The following is an 18,588-nucleotide window of genomic DNA, read 5'->3' on the forward strand; positions in this document are numbered from 1 at the left end:
TTATTTTTTATCGTGTTTAAAATGCATCCAGGTACCGTAAACAATGTGCATCACTCCAAAGCCTAAAACCCAAAACCAAAAGCCGTAACCAGGCAATAGGGCTGCGATTAATCCCAGAATAATTTCAATAACTCCTAAATATCTGATATCACCAATACTGTACTTCGATGCATTTATTAAAGCTAATCCGTAAAATATAAGCATTAGGGCCCCGGTTTGACCATATTTTTGATTTCCTAAAATAATGAGAATGTAAAGTCCTCCTGAAACTAATGGAATTAAAAAGTTTATAAGCAGACGTTTTGATGAAGTATCCCAGATTTTTGATCCGTTTTGCTTGGCTTTTCGGGTTGTTAAAATAACAGCCGTTATGATACTGAATAAGGCTACTAAAAATAAATCAAGTAAAATCAATTTAAAAACAGTGCCATCTAAAATTAAATACTCATGTGTGGAATTACTTACCAGCCAATAGGCATAGGCAGCTCCTAAAAGTGCATAAATTCCTGCCATGACTCCAGATAATCCACTAAGTGAAATAAATCGAGATGATTTATTCATTAAATTTTTAATTTCACTAATGTCTTTTAAATAGTCTTTTGGTTCCATATTAAAGTACTTTGAATTACAAAGTAAATGAATAAATTTCAATATTTCCAAATAAAATGTAGCTAAGATTAAAATATTTTTTTGAGGAGTTCTATTTAACTGAGGACTATTCAATATGAATTACAACAAAAAAGTCCCCAAACCGGGGACTTCAATTGTATTTATGTTACTAAGAAAATTAGATTCTAAACATACCTCCAATAGAAATGACATTTTGAATAAACATAAAGTGTTGCGAAGCACTTTCGGCAGTATTACTCGTCGTTCTAATATCTGGCATGTTAATATAACCACCTCTTAAATCTGTTTGAATAAAGAAGTGTTTGAAGAACAATAAATTTAAACCAGCAGTAGCTGAAATTCCGTAACCTGACAAGTGAAATTCATCGTAACGTTCTTTTTGTAGTAAGGTCGTGTTGGTTTTAGGAACTAAAGCTCCACCACCGATACCTTCCGTTATATTGATTTGAAATTTATCTGTGTTATTAATTCCGAAAATAGAGGATAAATCATCAAAGCGCGCAATTTCGACATAGACATAATTTAAACCGTTTGTGTGTTCAAATTTTAAAAACTCCTCCGATACTAAAAAGGCATCGTTGTTATACGTACCGTTATATATAGAACCAGCTTCACTTTCCGGTAAATCGATATACCCATTTAAACGTCGTGATTCATTTCTGTCCATAACGTATTTCATATGGTCGATACCTAATGAAATGGTGTATTTATCTGAAATAAAATATCCCACTTTTACATTGGTTTGCGGAATAGTAATACGGGTTGGGTTGATATAATCGATATGCCAGCCTTTGGGTTTGTCGTGAGCCGTTGCATTTTTTATTGTAAAATGATAATCTTCACCTTTAAAAGTAATGTCAGATTTTGAATATCGTTCGCGGTTACCTCCCCAACTAATAAAGAATTTTCCTTTATTATTAGTAGTATATTTGGTGGAAATATGTTCCTGGGCAATTATTGTGAAACTCGACAATAAAAAAGCTAAACCTAATAGAATAGGTTTTATAGCGCGTTTTGTCATTAATGACGTTTATTTATAGATTATTAACAGTTTTTCTGATGGCAACTAAGTTGCTAAGAAGTTTTTCAAGATTATCTAAGTGAAGCATGTTGGCGCCATCACTTTTAGCTTTGGCAGGGTCGAAATGAGTTTCAATAAATAAACCATCAACATTGTTAACCACACCAGCTCTGGCAACGGTTTCAATCATATCAGGCCTTCCTCCAGTTACACCACTTGTTTGATTGGGTTGTTGCAAACTGTGTGTAACGTCTAAAACCGTTGGAGCAAATCCTCTCATGGTTGGAATACCACGGAAATCTACAATCATATCCTGATATCCAAACATAGTGCCTCTGTCTGTTATCCAGGCTTTGTTGTTTCCGGAATCCTTAACTTTTTGTACAGCGTGTTTCATCGCCTCAGGACTCATAAATTGTCCTTTTTTAAGGTTAACGACTTTACCTGTTTTTGCAGCAGCAACCACTAAATCGGTTTGTCGCACTAAGAACGCTGGAATTTGTAACACATCAACGTATTGCGCTGCTAATCCGGCGTCTGAAACTTCGTGAATATCTGTTACTGTAGGTACATCAAAAGTTTGGGATACTTTTTGAAGAATTTTTAATGCTTTTTCATCTCCAATACCCGTAAAGCTGTCAACTCGACTACGATTAGCTTTTTTAAAACTTCCTTTAAATACATAGGGAATTTCTAATTTGTCGGTAATCGATACTACTTTTTCGGCAATACGCAAGGCCATATCTTCTCCTTCAATGGCGCATGGTCCACAAAGCAGGAAGAAATTATTAGCATTTACATGTTTTATTTTAGGGATCTCTTGAAGATTCATCTGCTTAAATTTTCATAAAATTAAGCGACAAAGATAGTCATTTTTAGAACGCTCTATTTAAACTATTTCTAATAATCCATAGGGCCATTAATAGATTGCATACTATAAATATGGCACCGTTAAAAATGAAATTTTGTGAATCTTGAAAATACCCGGATATACCTGATATGTTTAATAAGTAGCCAACAATTAAATAAGAAGACAGACAAACAAAGGTAATGCCAAGTGTAAAGTTTAAGCTTTTGTTAGGTTTTATAAGTTGCCATAAAAATGGAATGCCTAAAAGTAAAATAGGGTAAGCGCTTAGGCCTTCGGTTCTGTTAATTAGTGTAAACCAGTACGCCGAAGCTGTAATAAAATAAAGATAAGGTATAAACTTAGAATATTTATTTAACGTTTTCATTTTTCGAGAGATATTAATTGTAATCTGTATAACGTTATACGAGAGGTTTTCGTGTTTTGGATTGCTAATATACAATGAGTTAGCGTTAAAATGACGTTAAAATTAATTCAAATCTTAAATGTAACATTTTATTAACTAAATCAAAAAAATATGACGTACCTTTGCAGACTTAAAATCAGGCACTACTATGGCTAATATTAAAAACATTGCAATTATTGCACACGTTGACCACGGAAAGACAACTTTGGTTGATAAAATTATGTATCACTGTCAGTTATTCAGAGAGAATGAGAATACAGGTGATTTAATTCTTGATAATAACGATTTAGAGCGTGAAAGAGGTATTACTATTACTTCTAAAAACGTTTCGGTAATATATAAAGACACAAAAATCAATATTATTGATACGCCTGGTCACGCCGATTTTGGTGGAGAAGTAGAGCGTGTACTTAATATGGCTGATGGTGTGTTACTATTAGTTGATGCTTTCGAGGGACCAATGCCACAAACGCGTTTCGTGCTTCAAAAAGCAATCGATTTAGGTTTAAAACCTTGTGTGGTTGTTAATAAAGTAGACAAAGAAAACTGTACGCCTGATGAAGTTCATGAGAAAGTATTCGATTTAATGTTCGAATTAGGAGCAGAAGAGTGGCAGTTAGATTTCCCAACCGTTTATGGTTCGGCGAAAAACAACTGGATGAGTGAAGATTGGACGAAGCAAACCGAAAATATCGAGCCATTATTAGATATGGTTATTGAGCATATTCCTGAACCAAAAATTGAAGAAGGAACAACGCAAATGTTAATCACGTCCTTGGATTACTCGTCGTTTACAGGTCGTATTGCTATCGGTCGTTTGACACGTGGAGAGCTTAAAGTAGGACAAAACATCTCGTTAGTAAAGCGTGATGGAAAAGTGGTTAAGAATAAAATTAAAGAACTTCATATTTTCGAAGGTGTAGGCCGTAAGAAAGTAGATGAAGTTCAAGCTGGAGATATCTGTGCTGTTGTAGGTCTTGAAGGTTTTGAAATTGGTGATACTATTGCCGATTTTGAAAATCCTGAAGGGTTAAAAACCATCGCTATCGATGAGCCTACAATGAGTATGTTATTTACCATTAACGATTCGCCTTTCTTTGGTAAGGATGGTAAATTCGTAACATCGCGTCACATTAAAGAGCGTTTAACAAAGGAGCTAGAGAAAAACTTAGCTTTACGTGTGAACGAAACAGACAGTGCCGATAAATTTATGGTTTTCGGTCGTGGTGTTCTTCATTTATCGGTTTTAATTGAAACGATGCGTCGTGAAGGTTACGAGCTTCAAATTGGTCAGCCACAAGTTATCATCAAAGAAATTGATGGTGTGAAATGTGAGCCAGTAGAGGAAATGACTATCGATTTACCAGAAACCGTTTCAGGAAAAGCTGTAGAAATGGTAACCTTGCGTAAAGGTGAAATGTTAAGCATGGAGGCTAAAGGAGACCGTATGGTTTGTGAATTTATTATTCCGTCGCGTGGTATTATCGGATTAAGAAACCAGTTATTAACAGCAACTGCCGGTGAAGCGATTATGGCACACCGTTTTAAAGAGTATCAACCATTAAAGGGAGGTATTCCTGAGCGTTTAAATGGGTCTTTAGTTTCTATGGAAAAAGGAACTGCAATTCCATATTCTATTGATAAATTACAGGAAAGAGGTAAGTTCTTTATCGATCCGGGAGAAGAGATTTATGAAGGTCAGGTAATTGGTGAAAATTCTCGTGGTGATGATATGACGGTTAACGTAACGAAAACTAAAAAGTTAAGTAACGTGCGTTCTGCCGGAGCTGATGATAAGGCTAAAATTGTACCTGCAATTAAGTTTAGCTTAGAAGAAGCTTTAGAGTATATTCAAAAAGATGAGTACGTTGAGGTTACACCAAACCATTTACGTATCCGTAAAATCTTTTTAACTGAAGTTGAGCGTAAGCGCAATAAAACGGTTTAAAAACTAAAATATATTTTTTAAAAAGAGGAATGCTAGATTAGTATTCCTCTTTTTTTATTATTCATAGTAGTTTAAGCAAGGATAAGATTGTTGAATTAAAAATCTTAAATTGCATAAGGATATTTTTAACAGATAAAAAAAATATGGATTTTCTAGGAGTTTCTTTTACAGAATGGATTGGTTATGCTGCTATGGCTATGTTGTTGCTATCGTTTACTATGAAGGCAGTTACAAAACTTAGAATTGTAAACTCAATTGGTTGTTTGCTGTTTGTTATTTATGGATTCATGCTAGACCCGATAGCGAAGCCCATTATTATTACCAATGGAGCAATTCTTTGTGTGAATTTATACTACCTTTTAAAAAAGTAAAACGATTGTTTGTAGTTGAGCTAGAGTGTTTGTACATTTAAATTCAATTGCTACATTAACAAACGACTTAATTTATTTCGATTAATTGAAAAAATTAATAGATTACATAAATGATAACGTTTTAATTAAGGTTACTTCGTTACAGACAACATCAGTTGTTACCCGACTGATAGCAGGTATACTAACATCAAAGGCTATTGCGGTATTTATTGGTCCGGTGGGTTTGGCGCTTATTGGAAATCTTCAAAATTTTGTTAGCGCTTTTCAAACCATTTCTATCACTGGTTTGTACAATGGAACAGTTAAATATATATCGGAATTAAAAGAAAGTGTTACTGAATTAAGTAAAGTAATCTCAACTGTGTTTTATGTCGGTTTTATATCGACAATGCTAGCTTCGTTTTTTTGTTATTTTAATGCCGATTTAATTAATGATCTCATTTTTCCGTCTTATAACAATTATGCCTTTGTTATAAAAGTATTTGCTTTTGTTTTGCCATTTTATGCTCTGAATATGTTTTCATTTTCAATAATGAATGGTTTTTCGAAGTATAAAATCCTGATTGTAATAAATATTATTGGTCAGATCTTAAGCATGTCTGTAGCGTTGTTATTGATTTATCAAAATGCAATTAAAGGCGCATTGATTTCTGTGGCTATTGCTGAATCTTTGATCTTTTTAATAACTCTTGTTGGAATTATTAACAGAAGAAGTTTGATTCCGCTTATAAAAGTTAAAAGTGTCAGTTTTAATTTTTTAAAACAAATGAGCTCTCATGCTTTAATGGCATTATTTTCTGCGGTGTTATTGCCTTTGGTCGCTATTGCTATTCGTATGTATATTGTTGAACATGTTGGTTATAAAGATGCAGGTTTTTGGGAAGCTATGACGAGAATATCAAAGTACTATTTAATGATGGTAACTTCATTGATGGCGCTTTATATTTTACCACGGTTTTCAGAAATTGATGATGTTAAAGAATTTCGAAAGGAAGTTTTCGGATTTTATAAAATTATAATTCCGATTTTAATTGTGGGATTTATTTTTATTTACTTACTGAAAGGAGTTATTATAGATGTAGTATTAACAGATGAATTTCGTCCTGTAGAGAATTTATTTTTGTGGCAGTTATTAGGAGATTTTTTAAAAGTTTTGTCAGCTGTAATAGCCTACCAGTTTCTGGCTAAAAAAATGTTTTGGCATTATATTTTAACAGAGGCATTTTTAGTAATAGCACTATATATAACCAGTATTTATTTTATCGATTTATTTGATAGTGTTGTTGGAGCAGTAGTAGCTCATTTTGTAACCTACATCATGTACTATGGTATTATTCTACTTATTTTTGGGAGTGCGTTGTTTGGGGTTGATGGTGAAAATGAAAAACAAATTTAATTGTTCAAGCAAATAAATAATAATCAGTTTTATAAAACAATTACATATAATGGATTAATTGTTTTTTTTAGGGTTTTATCTTCATTTATAGTGTCAAAAGTAAGTGCAATGTATCTAGGCCCTTCGGGATATGCGTTATTAGGTAATTTAAAAAATATAATTCAAGGTCTTTTGGGGTTTACTATTACTGGCTTTGAAAGTGGAACAATTAAATATATATCAGAGAACTCATCAAATAGGAATCGACAAAATGAAGTTATCATTAACATTATTGTTTTTAGTTTTATAATTAGTTTAATTTTCTCTTTAATTACATTTTTCTTTTCCGAAGATTTAGCTCTTTACTCATTAAAAGAAAATCAATATGCTGTCTTTTTTAAACTTTTAGCTTTTTTATTGCCAATAATTTCTTTTAGTTGGTTAATTCTGTATATAACTAATGGATTACAAAATATAAAGCTTTATAGCATTCTATTGATAATATTTAATGTATTGAATGCTTTAATAACTTTTGTCTTAATCTATACTTTTGGACTAAAAGGAGCAATTTTAGCTAGTTTTTCCGCACCAGCTATAAATTTTTTAATCTCTTTATTTTTTAAAGAGATTAGGTTGTTTTTTATTTCAGCTTTTAAAAATTTAAAAAAGGTTTCGTTAAAGTTTTTTAGATCTATTTCTGTTTACATTTTAATGGCTCTATATTCATCTTTGTTGATAAGTGTATGTTATCTATTAATTAGAAATAGAATAATTTTCTCAATAGATACAAGGAATGCAGGATTATGGGAAGCTATGAATAAAATATCAAGTTTCTATATGATGTTTTTTTCTTCAATATTTACTTTGTATCTACTTCCTAGACTTTCTAAGAATACTTCTAGAGAGGGATATCATAAAATAATGAAAAAGTATTTTATGATGTTGGTTCCTATTTTGATTGTTTTTTTTCTAGTAATATTTTTATTAAGATTCTTTATAATCAGGTTGTTTTTAACTAATGATTTTGTTGAGATCAGTCAGTATTTTTATTTGCAATTATTTGGTGATATTTTTAAAATTTTAGGTTTTTCTTTGGCATATCAATTTCATGCCAAAAAAATGGTAAAAGCTTATTTAGTATCAGATATGATATTATATGGAGTTTTTTGTGTTGTAAGTTTCTTTTTGATTGATAAGTATGGTTTACAAGGTACTTTTTATGCTTATATATTAAGTACGAGTCTTTACTTTATTACAGTAGTTCTTTTGTTATTTAATGTTAAAAATAAATATTTAATAAATGAAAAATAAACTTAGGTTCTTTATAATTTTATTATTGCCATTTGTTTTAAAATACTTTTTTGTCTTGGTTTTTGGTAACTATCAAGGATTGAGTTTTATTGATTTATTTGAAGATTGCATCTTTCTCTTAGTGGTGTTTTTACTTTTTAATTTATCAAATAATAAGTATTTTCATTTAACAGTTATTCTTGCAAATGTAATTTACTTTTTATTAGAAGGAGCATCTTATTTAACGGTTTCGTCAAACTTTTCATCATCTTATATGTATGTGCTTATTGAGTCCTCAAAAGGTGAGTTAAAAGAATTTTTAAGTTCATATAATAGTTTAGTTGTAATAATTTTTGTTGTTTTAATAATAACTCCATTTTTTCTTTTTAAGAAACGCTTTTTTTTCCAGAATAGACTTAAAAGTTTTTATTCTGTTGTTATAATTATATTATTAGTTTTAGGTTTAAAACTAACAGGTTATATAGAAAATAACGTTTACCATAACGTTGTAAGAGGTGTTTATGGGTATTACCAACTTCAGAATAATTTTAAATTGGATAATTCGGTAAAGAAGGAGGATATTAAATTATTAAAAAACAATGATGTTTTGGTTATTGTTTTGGGTGAATCTACAACAAGGCAACATATGCAGTTGTATGGTTATAAAAGAGAAACAACCCCATTTTTAAATGCTTTTAAGGATAGTTTATTTGTTTACAGAGACGTCATTTCTTCTGATGTAATAACAACAAAATCCTTACCTAAAATGTTAACTTCTTTGGATTGCAATCTTAAAGAAGATAATTTGCAAAGTAGCATTATAAATATTTTTAAAGTATTAGGGATTAAAACCTATTGGTTGTCTAACCAAAGACCCATAGGTTATTTCGATAATCGTATTAGTAAGATTGCTTCAAATACACAATATTTTAAATTTTTCAATCATGTTGATGAAGTTAACACCTTAAGTTATGATGAAGTGATTATACCTGAGTATGAACGTATATTGCATGAAAAAGGAAAGAAGGTTATTTTTTTACATTTAATTGGAACTCATTTTGATTATCAAAATAGATATACCAAAAAATATGAGAAATTTGGAAAATTGAAACAATCGGAAAAACAAGAAATAATAAATCATTACGATAACGCTGTTTTGTACAATGATTTTGTGGTTAAATCAATAATGGAAAGTTTGAAAAATATCAAAGGGAAACGAGCTTTGATTTATGTTTCGGATCATGGTGAAAATGTATACGACGAAGGAGATTTTTTTGGTCGTACTGAAACTAATTTAAAAAAAGTAATGTTTGATATACCTTTTTTGGTCTGGACGTCAAAAGATTTTGAACTACCGGATGATTTTGAGTATGCGCCCAATAGAAAGTTTATGGCAGACCGCTTATATGAAAGTTTAGGGCATTTATTTGGAGTTAAACATGAAGACATGGATTTTAGTAAGAGTATATTTAGCAATACATTTAAAGAACGAAAACGAATTGTAGTTAATGGAATTGATTACGACGATGTTTTTGAAAAAAAAAATGAATAAGAAACTTTGTATTTTAACAGATAGTTTAAGTAATGGTGGGGCAGAACGAGTAGCTTCAAATATGTCTGTATCTCTAGCTAATAAGGGATATAATATTACTGTAGTTTCTATGCAAAGTAATATATCATATGCTTATGAAGGGGAACTATATAATTTTGGAAAGGTAAAGGAGGCAAATAACAAACTAAAAGCTTTTTTAAAGTTTAGGGATTTTTTTAAAAATGAAAATTTTGATGTTATTATAGATCATAGAGTTAGAAATAATTTTTTTAAGGAGTTACTTTTTTCAAAGTTGATTTTTAATAAGTCTAAAGTCATATATTGTATTCATAGTTATTTACTTTCGTATTCATTTTCTTATATGTGTTTCCCTCGCTTGGCTAGATTACCACATGTAAAAAATAGGATTTTTGTTTCTGTATGCAATGAGGTTAATAGGAATTTAGAGCAACAATTGGGTATAAAGAGTAAAACAATTTATAATTATTTAAAACTTGGAAGAGATATTGATTTTGAAAAGGAAAATTATATAATCGGTGTTGGAAGATTAACTAAAATAAAGCAATTTGATAAATTAATATTGGCTTATAATGAATCAGAATTACCAAAAAAAAGTGTCGGACTAAGAATCTTAGGTAACGGTGAAGAAAAGGAAAATTTAAAAAAAATGATTAATAATCTGGAATTAAACAAAAAAGTAAAGCTTATTTCGTTTAAAAACGATCCTAAGGCGCTGATATCAAAAGCAATGTGTTTAGTTCTGGTTAGTGAGTTTGAAGGTTTTGGAATGGTCTTACTCGAGGCTTTAAATTTAGGAACACCTGTTATTTCCTATAATTGTAAAAGTGGTCCCAGTGAAATTATTCAACATGAAATAAATGGGCTTTTAGTAGAAAATAAGAATAAAGAAGAGTTAATAAAAGCTATGAATAAATTAGTATTAGATGAAGAATTTTATAATCAAATCAAGTTAAATACAAGTTGTGGTTTAGAAAAGTTTTCAGAAGAGCAGGTAATAGCTCAATGGGAAACTCTTTTATAGATGAAGATATAGTGGACTTGCAACAAAAAAACTGGACAAATAGTTGAATGACTATGCCGCTAGTTTAAGGTTATACATGTCTAATTCAAATTCTCTTATAGTTCTATTTCCTAAAAAGGAATGTCTTCTTCTATTATTATACCAAGTTTCTATCCATCCAAAGATGGATAACTCCGCTTCAGATCTCAACTTATAATTGTGCCTATAAACCCATTCTACCTTTAATGATTTAAAGAACGATTCTGCAACGGCATTATCCTAGCAATTACCTTTTCTGCTCATAGATTGGTTTACTAAGCCATTGTAACTTTTAATTAATGAGTTAAACTTATGGCTGGCATATTATTGTATACCTCGGTCGGAATGAAAAATTAAAGGCTGAGTTAAAATTGTTTTCTTTACAGCCATATGCCAAGCCTTAATAATAGTGTCTCCTGTACTTAGATTATCGCTTAGAGCCCATCCAACAACTTTGCGGTTAAACAAATCAATAATTACAGTAAGGTATAACCAGCCTTGTTTGGTTTTGATATAGGTAATATCGCTTACCCAAACTTGATTCTGTCTGCTTACTTTAAAGTTTTGGTTTAACAAATTAGGTGCTATTGGGTAATTATGTTTACTATCTGTGGTTGCTTTAAACTTACGTTTTCGTTTTGCAAACAAATAATTAGCACTCATAATACGCGCCACTCTGGGCTTTGATATTTTATAGCCTAATGTCTCCAACTCTGTTTTTATTCTGGGTGAACCATAGCTTTCAAAACTATCTTTAAATATAGATTTAATAAGCTCTGTTACCTTTTGATTTTCTAACCATAATTTACTTGGTCCTGATTGTAACCAATGGCAATAACCGCTTTTGCTTACCTTTAATATTTGACACATCGTCTCGACAGGAAATCTCATAAGATGTTGTTTTATAAACCTGTATTTTTCTTGTCGCTCGCGGAGATTTGATATTAAGAGGAGAAAACAATGTTTTCGGGTATTTGCTGATGGCCTTTTTTAAGATGTCTCGTTCTAACTCGGCTTCTTTTAAAGCCTTCTTTAATCGAGCTATCTCTTTTTCTTCATCGGTCATTTTAGGATTACCACGGCCTGGAAAACTATTCTTACCGTAATCTTTTAACTCCCTACGCCAACGGTAAAGTACTGATGGAAATATATCCAAGTCTTCACATACTTGTTTTACATTGCCTTTGGCATAACTTAACTCGACTGCTTTTTGTTTAAATTCTAAGGTGTAATGTTTAGATTTTCTTCTCATAATTGCTAAGATAAAAACTAACTAACATTTTCTCTCTTCTTTATGTCCAGTCTAATATAGGAAGTCCAGTAGAGTGATTTAAATAAATAAAACAAATCAGTTGGTAAATAATATTTAATCTTCTGTAGTGTTGAAAGGTTTGATGGGGTAATCTTTTTTTTGTAGAATTTAACCAGTTCTTTGTTTCTTTCCATCTTAAATAAGACCACAAGGTGATAGTGAATGAAGTCTAAGTATTTTTTTAAATCAGGGTGGTTTATTTTGGTTAAATAAGCTTCGTAATCGGGGATTATTCTTTTAAATTTGTTATTGGGATAGGTGAGTTGGTTTGTCATACCTATGCGGTAAAGTGCTTTTGGAGACGCATAATATATTAAGCTAAACGTGTTAAAGCACCTAATGTAAAAGTCATATTCTTCACCGTAGTTAATGTTTTCATTAAAAAATCCTATTTCTTTAAACACAAGTTTATGGATAACGATGGAGTTAAAAGCGATGATACTTTCGGTAATATTAAAAAAATTATTGATTACTAGTGCTTGATCTGAACTGAAATTGTCAATGGTATAATCTGCTACTACATTTGGGGGTAATAAACTGTAATTTGTAGCAAAAACAAAATGGTTGTTATAGATCTTAATTAAATTATATATGGTTTCTAAAAAATCTTCTTTCCATAAATCATCGGCATCTAGAAATGCAATATATTCAGCTTGAGTTTTTTTTATGCCGTAATTTCGAGTAGATGATAACCCTCCATTTTTTTTCGAAAATAATCTTATTTTATCGTTTTCTAAAGTTTTAACAATATCCAAACTTTTATCCGTAGAGCCGTCATTGACAATAATAATTTCGAAATCCGTAAAGGTTTGTTTGAGTACACTTTCAATGGTATCTCCAATGAATTCCTCTTTATTATATAAAGGGATGATTACAGAAAAAAAAGGAGTTAAGTTTTTCATGTCAAATTCAAGTAATATCCTAGCCTGTAAAGGTCAAATATAAATAAAGAAGGAGAGGAAGAGAGAATATTCTTTTTTAGCATAGGTTTAAATAAAGAAAATGAGAGAATAAACAAGGTGTCTAACTTGTATGTTTTTAGAGTGTTAGCGGTTTTAGAGAGTTGGGTGTCGTTAAAAGTAAGGTAATTGTCTCTTATTAATATTTTCAAAGCATAAACTGATTCAAGCGATTTTTTAAGAAAAATTTGATTTGTGTCTAAACCGAGGTGAACAACAGGATTATTAATATGTTTGATTTTAATTTGGTTTGCTTTAGCTGTTATAGAAAAAAGTGTGTCTTCGTGTCTTAAATTGGGGATATCCTCATTAAACTTTATTTTTTTCAAAACCGATTTATGAATCAAAAAGTTTAAAGTTAGAAAACTGATATAAGGTTTTTTTTCTCTTTGGCTTAAGGTTAAAGCTTCTCGATGGTTTCCATATACCCAACGGAGAACTTTATCTGGTTTAGGCCTATTTTTTTGATATACAATACCCCCGTATATAATTTGATCGTCTTTGGTAATATTTTTTAAATACCTATTTAAAAAATCTAGATTATTAATTTCTGTATCAGCATCAAGAAACAACATCCAATCGTATTGGGCATTAGATGCTAATAAGTTTCTAATTTTACTTCTGCCAATATTTTGAGGTAAGACCTTAAAACTTGAGTATTTTAATAGATTTATTTTTTCGTTTTCTATGTTTTTGTCAGAGCTAGAGCCGTCATCAAAACATATTATTTCGTAGGTTATATTACAGTTATTGGCTTGGTTTTCTAATTCCTTTGCAAGAGGGTATACATTGTAATTATATGTTGGAATTAAAATAGATAGCATAAAAAAAAATTATACGTTTTTAAAAACCGTTTAAATATTTTGATTTTTGTATATCCCAAATACAAAATCACTTGCGTTGTGTTTTAAATAATTGTCTTCAAATTCAAAAAGAGAAGTTAAAACTTTTTCTTTTTCTAAATCCATATTAATAAAATGATGAGAAATATCTTTAAGGGTTGCCATTAAAATGTTTCCGCCGTAATTAGCTTCTAATAAGGTAGTAAAGTTTTTGTGTATTTCAGGTAATATGTTTTCTGATTCTATGCATTCAGAAGGATCTGCAATTTTCATACGTAGCAAACCTGATCCGTAAACTTTATTTTTGTAGGTTTTTAGCTTAAAACGTTTTTTGTATTCTTTTGGAATTAAGTTTAAAGCTTTATTAATTGCTTCAATTTGAAACTTAGGGAATTGAAGTCTGTTAGACCCTACATACTCATCAATGATTAATAAACCATCTTTTTTTAATGCTCCTTTCACAAGGTTACTCAATAAGCTTTCAATGTTTTTAAAGTGGTGTAAAGATGCTTTGAAGTAAATAATATCATAATGGTTTTTGGCGATCGAAGCGGAATTTGTATTTAAAACTTTGAAATAAATATTCGACAAGTTTTTTGCTTTAGCAATCTTTGAAGCTTCTATTAAGGGGATTTCAGCAATGTCAGTACACAATATTTCATCGAAATTACCATACTCAGCAAATTTTAATTCACTGTAACAGCTACCACTTCCTAATGATAGCATTTTTAAATTTTTCAGATCCTTTAAATAATTATTTACAACAAAGTCTTCAAAAAATACATTTTCATTTCCTGTAACCAGTTTGTTCCATCTTGATCTAACTGCTGGAATATTCCACCAGTTAGAAGAGATAATATAATTATGGTTAAAAGCGGTTTTAGCTCTTTTTAAATCATTAAAATTAAATTTAGAAGCAATAAAATGTAAACCTCGTTGGTTTAATTTAGAATAGGTGTCGATGAAATCATCTAGAGTGATAAGTCGCATTTTCTATTGATTTTATCCTTTCCTTTGCACTACTTCATAAACTTGATTCTCGTCACACTTTAATGTTTTACTTGGGTATTTTAACAGTAAAGCATAATCGTGAGTAGCCATTAAAATGGTATTCCCATTTTTGTTAATGTCTTGAAGGACTTCCATAACTTCAATGCTGGTTTGCGGGTCCAGATTTCCAGTAGGCTCATCGGCAAGAATAAGTTCTGGATTATTAAGTAAAGCTCTGGCAATGGCAATTCGCTGTTGTTCACCTCCAGAAAGTTCATGTGGGAATTTGAAGCCCTTAGTACTCATACCAACTTTAGTTAAAACCTCTTCAATTCTGGTTGTCATTTCCTGTTTGTCTTTCCAGCCGGTAGCTTTTAAAACAAATAGTAAATTGTCGTTAATCGTGCGATCGGTTAATAGTTTAAAATCCTGAAAAACAACACCTAGTTTTCGTCGCAAGTAAGGGATGTCTTTTTCTTTTAAACCATTAAGGTTGAAATCTACAATATGACCTTCACCTTTAGTTAATGGTAAATCACCATATAACGTTTTCATAAAACTACTTTTGCCGGTGCCAGTTTTTCCAATTAAGTACACAAAATCTCCTTTATTAATTTCAACATTTATATTAGAAAGCACTAAACTTTCTCCTTGAAATATAGAGGCGTCTTTTAATTGTAAAATAGGGTTCGACATAGTGTTATAATGAAAAGTTTTTTATGTGTTGTAAATGTATTATTAATAAGTTAAAAGTTAAAAATTAATGTTTAAAAAGTTTTTTGTCTATATGTTGAAACGTTGATTGGTCCTTGTTATTTTTCAAATATTAATAACTTGGTTTATAATTATAGCACGATTGTTGCGTTATACCTTTTATATAAATTATCTTTGATTTTAAATTAAAAAACGAATCGTTAATGATTAAAATAAATAGTGTTTCTCTTTTGATCGCCCTCGGATTAAGCTATCAAATTTCAGCACAACAATCGGCTGCATATACCAGCGATTTAGTAGATTATCAAAAGGCGCTATCGCTGTACAATAATCAGCAATATATGGCAGCCCAGGCTTTATTTTCAAATGTAAAAAAGCAACATAAAGATGAAGGTTTACAATCAGATTGTACTTATTATATTGCTAATTGTGCCGTACGTTTAAATCAGCAAAATGCCGATAGACTTGTCGAACGTTTTGTAGAAGATTACCCAACAAGTACTAAGAGAAATACGGCGTATTTAGATGTGGCCGATTATTACTTTGCTAATGGCAAGTATGCCTATGCCAGAAAATGGTATGATAAAGTAGATGAAAATGGTTTAGCGTATAGTGATAAAGAGAAATTTTATTTCAATAATGGGTATTCGGCCTTTTCTGTAAAACAATATAAGGATGCAAGAATATATTTGTCGCGCGTGGAGAGCTCTAAGGAGTATGGTTCTCAGGCCAAGTATTATATTGGATACATGGCTTACGAGGGTGATGATTATAATCAGGCCAATGAGTATTTCGATCAGGTAAGTAATCAGGAGCGTTACAAAGAAAAACTATCGTATTATCAAGCCGATTTGAATTTCAAATTAGGAAATTTTGAAAAGGCTATTCAGCTAGCAAAGGCCCAGCTAAAAAAGAGCAACCGTGATGAGGTTTCTGAGCTTTCCAAGATTATAGGAGAGAGTTATTTCAATTTAGAACAATATGCTGAAGCGATTCCGTATTTAAAAGCGTATAAAGGAAAACGCGGAAAATGGAATAATACCGATTTCTATCAATTAGGTTATGCGTATTATAAGCAAGGTGATTACGAAAATGCGGTTTCAGAATTCAATAAAATTATTGGCGGAACCAATAGTATTGCTCAGAATGCGTATTACCATTTGGGTGAGAGTTATATTAAACTGGATAAAAAGCAAGAGGCTTTGAATGCCTTTAGAAATGCATCTCAAATGGATTTTGATTTAAAAATTCAGGAAGATGCGTATTTAAATTATGCTAAAATCAGTTACGAAATTGGTAATGCGTATCAATCAGCACCTCAGGTGTTAACGGGGTACTTAGACAAATACCCAAAATCAGCATATCGCGATGAGATTGAAACACTGTTAATCGATTCTTATATTACTTCAAAAAATTATAAAGAGGCCCTTGGTTTATTAGAAGGAAAAAACAGCTTTGAAAACAAAGTGGCGTATCAGAAAGTAGCATTCTACAGAGGTTTAGAGCTTTATAACGAAAGTCAGTTTTTAGAAGCTAAAGAGATGTTCGAGTTTTCTCTAAAGGAACCTCGCGATGCTAATTATACGGCAAGAGCAACCTTTTGGAAAGCAGAAACCGATTATAATTTAACAAACTACGACGATGCCTTGGTAAGTTTTCAGCAGTTTAAACAGCAAACGGGAGCCACGGCAACACCCGAATATGAAAACATCGATTACAATTTGGCCTACACCTATTTTAAACTGAAAAATTACGAGCAGGCTTCAAAGTTTTTCAGCTCCTTTATTGCAGCCACCAAACAAAGAGATAATGTACGGTTGAATGATGCTTACCTAAGGCTTGGAGATGCCTTTTTTGTGTCAAGTAACTATCAAAATGCTATTAATGCTTACGAAAGTGCGATTCAGTTAAATGCGATTGAATCTGATTATGCCTTTTTTCAAAAGGCTATTAGTGCTGGTTATATTGGAAAGGACTCCAAGAAGATTAGTGAGCTAGAGACCTTTATTTCAGATTACCCGAAGTCTAAGTTACTAGACGATGCCATGTACGAGTTAGGAAATACATTGGTAAAGGTGAATCAAACGGATAAAGCCATGCGCAGTTATGATCGATTAAATTCGGAATACCGAATGAGTTCGTTTGTACCAAAATCGTTATTACGTCAAGGGTTGGTGTATTATAATGCTAATCAAAATGATCAGGCCTTAACGAAATTTAAAAAGGTTGCCGCTGATTATGAAGGCTCGCCGGAGGCTGTTCAGGCAGTTGCTACGGCGCGACTTATTTATATAGATATGGGGCGGGTTAATGAGTATGCAAATTGGGTGAAAACACTAAATTATGTAGAGGTTACCGACGCCGATTTAGATAATGCCACTTACGAAGCGGCAGAAAAACAGTATTTAGATAATAATGCTGATAAAGCCATTAAACAGTTCAATGGGTATTTAAATCAATTCCCTAACGGGTTACATGTGCTTCAATCTCATTTTTATGTCGCACAATTATATTACAAGCAAAATTTATCGGTTAATGCAGCACCACATTACGAGTATGTTGTTGGTGTGCCCCAGAACGAATTTACAGAAGTTTCGCTTTCTCGATTATCACAGTACTACCTGGAAAATAAAGCTTGGAGTAAGGCGATGCCTTTACTGAAACGTTTAGAAGAAGAAGCTGGTTTGCCACAAAATGTCATATTTGCTCAGTCGAATTTAATGAAAGCTAATTATCAGTTAGAGCATTATAACGAAGCTGTATCTTATGCCGAAAAGGTTTTGGCTAATTCTAAAATCGATAATAAAATTCAGGGTGATGCACATATTATCATTGCGCGTTCAGCGATGAAAACAGGTAACGAAGCAAAAGCTAAAACAGCTTATGTTCAGGTTGAAACCGTTGCCACAGGCGAGACAGCAGCCGAAGCATTATATTATAACGCCTATTTTAAAAATAAGGAAGGTAGTTATGAAGCTTCAAATATTGCCGTTCAAAAACTAGCAAAAGATTTTTCAGGATATAAGTATTACAGTGCGAAAGGTTTGGTGCTTATGGCAAAGAATTTTTATGCATTAAAAGATGCGTTTCAGGCGACTTATATTTTAGAAAGTGTGATAGAAAACTTTAAAGAGTTTGATGAAGTGGTTGAAGAGGCCACCAATGAGTTAAGTGCTATAAAGGCTAACGAAGCTAAGACCAATTCGTCTGTACAACCTGAAGGTAATTAAACCCTGAATCTAAACCGAAA

15 protein-coding genes and 1 pseudogene are annotated in these 18,588 nt (G+C 31.5%); 7 read left to right on the forward strand and 9 right to left on the reverse strand.

Annotation, left to right across the window (positions count from 1 at the left end; translation table 11 throughout):
• The 4 genes from ICJ85_RS09770 to ICJ85_RS09785 all read right to left on the reverse strand — a co-directional run bounded on the left by ICJ85_RS09770 (position 1) and on the right by ICJ85_RS09785 (position 2,886).
• Complete coding sequence (locus ICJ85_RS09770) at positions 1 to 609, reverse strand: ABC transporter permease family protein (protein WP_188223604.1); 609 nt, start codon at positions 607 to 609, stop codon at positions 1 to 3.
• A gap of 178 nt (positions 610 to 787) precedes the next feature.
• Positions 788 to 1,651, reverse strand: coding sequence for a hypothetical protein (locus ICJ85_RS09775; RefSeq protein ID WP_188223605.1), 864 nt, complete (start codon positions 1,649 to 1,651; stop codon positions 788 to 790).
• A 13-nt stretch (positions 1,652 to 1,664) separates the two neighbouring features.
• A complete protein-coding gene (gene kdsA, locus ICJ85_RS09780) occupies positions 1,665 to 2,483 on the reverse strand; it encodes a 3-deoxy-8-phosphooctulonate synthase (RefSeq protein WP_188223606.1) in 819 nt (272 codons plus the stop codon).
• Between the two features lie 43 nt (positions 2,484 to 2,526).
• On the reverse strand, positions 2,527 to 2,886 hold the full coding sequence (locus tag ICJ85_RS09785) for a hypothetical protein (RefSeq protein ID WP_188223607.1): 360 nt from the start codon (positions 2,884 to 2,886) through the stop codon (positions 2,527 to 2,529).
• 187 nt (positions 2,887 to 3,073) lie between these two features.
• Here ICJ85_RS09785 and typA point away from each other — a divergent pair, with 187 nt between their 5' ends.
• From typA to ICJ85_RS09815, 6 genes are all read left to right on the forward strand, one after another.
• The gene (gene typA, locus ICJ85_RS09790) at positions 3,074 to 4,873 is read left to right on the forward strand and encodes a translational GTPase TypA (protein WP_188223608.1); all 1,800 of its coding nucleotides are present in this window, start codon (positions 3,074 to 3,076) and stop codon (positions 4,871 to 4,873) included.
• A gap of 143 nt (positions 4,874 to 5,016) precedes the next feature.
• Positions 5,017 to 5,244: a uroporphyrinogen decarboxylase gene (locus tag ICJ85_RS09795; protein WP_188223609.1), complete on the forward strand. Its 228-nt coding sequence runs from the start codon at positions 5,017 to 5,019 to the stop codon at positions 5,242 to 5,244.
• A gap of 85 nt (positions 5,245 to 5,329) precedes the next feature.
• A complete protein-coding gene (locus ICJ85_RS09800; RefSeq protein ID WP_188223610.1) occupies positions 5,330 to 6,640 on the forward strand; it encodes an O-antigen translocase in 1,311 nt (436 codons plus the stop codon).
• Positions 6,641 to 7,930, forward strand: a complete 1,290-nt coding sequence (locus ICJ85_RS09805; RefSeq protein ID WP_188223611.1) for an O-antigen translocase — start codon at positions 6,641 to 6,643, stop codon at positions 7,928 to 7,930.
• Complete coding sequence (locus ICJ85_RS09810) at positions 7,920 to 9,461, forward strand: phosphoethanolamine transferase (protein WP_188223612.1); 1,542 nt, start codon at positions 7,920 to 7,922, stop codon at positions 9,459 to 9,461. Before ICJ85_RS09805 ends, ICJ85_RS09810 begins: the two co-directional genes overlap by 11 nt.
• Positions 9,454 to 10,503 (forward strand): glycosyltransferase, encoded by a 1,050-nt coding sequence (locus ICJ85_RS09815; protein ID WP_188223613.1) that lies wholly within the window; start codon positions 9,454 to 9,456, stop codon positions 10,501 to 10,503. The genes ICJ85_RS09810 and ICJ85_RS09815 overlap by 8 nt, the downstream gene beginning before the upstream one ends.
• Positions 10,504 to 10,554: 51 nt before the next feature.
• On the opposite strand, the pseudogene ICJ85_RS09820 reads toward ICJ85_RS09815, so the two are convergent.
• From ICJ85_RS09820 to ICJ85_RS09840, 5 genes and pseudogenes are all read right to left on the reverse strand, one after another.
• Positions 10,555 to 11,773, reverse strand: a pseudogene (locus ICJ85_RS09820) (IS3 family transposase).
• A 17-nt stretch (positions 11,774 to 11,790) separates the two neighbouring features.
• Positions 11,791 to 12,735, reverse strand: a complete 945-nt coding sequence (locus ICJ85_RS09825) for a glycosyltransferase family 2 protein (RefSeq protein WP_188223614.1) — start codon at positions 12,733 to 12,735, stop codon at positions 11,791 to 11,793.
• Positions 12,732 to 13,616 carry a glycosyltransferase family 2 protein gene (locus tag ICJ85_RS09830; protein WP_188223615.1) on the reverse strand — a complete coding sequence of 295 codons (885 nt, stop codon included), beginning with the start codon at positions 13,614 to 13,616 and terminating at the stop codon, positions 12,732 to 12,734. Before ICJ85_RS09830 ends, ICJ85_RS09825 begins: the two co-directional genes overlap by 4 nt.
• Positions 13,617 to 13,646: 30 nt before the next feature.
• Entirely contained in the window at positions 13,647 to 14,624 is a 978-nt protein-coding gene (locus tag ICJ85_RS09835) for a class I SAM-dependent methyltransferase (protein ID WP_188223616.1), read from the reverse strand.
• 12 nt (positions 14,625 to 14,636) lie between these two features.
• Entirely contained in the window at positions 14,637 to 15,320 is a 684-nt protein-coding gene (locus tag ICJ85_RS09840) for a cell division ATP-binding protein FtsE (protein WP_188223617.1), read from the reverse strand.
• Between the two features lie 221 nt (positions 15,321 to 15,541).
• On the opposite strand from ICJ85_RS09840, the gene ICJ85_RS09845 reads away from it, so the two are divergent.
• Positions 15,542 to 18,568, forward strand: a complete 3,027-nt coding sequence (locus tag ICJ85_RS09845) for a tetratricopeptide repeat protein (protein ID WP_188223618.1) — start codon at positions 15,542 to 15,544, stop codon at positions 18,566 to 18,568.
• Positions 18,569 to 18,588: the final 20 nt, after the last annotated feature.

It is taken from the genome of Aestuariibaculum marinum (genome assembly GCF_014596975.1).
Taxonomy (GTDB): domain Bacteria; phylum Bacteroidota; class Bacteroidia; order Flavobacteriales; family Flavobacteriaceae; genus Aestuariibaculum; species Aestuariibaculum marinum.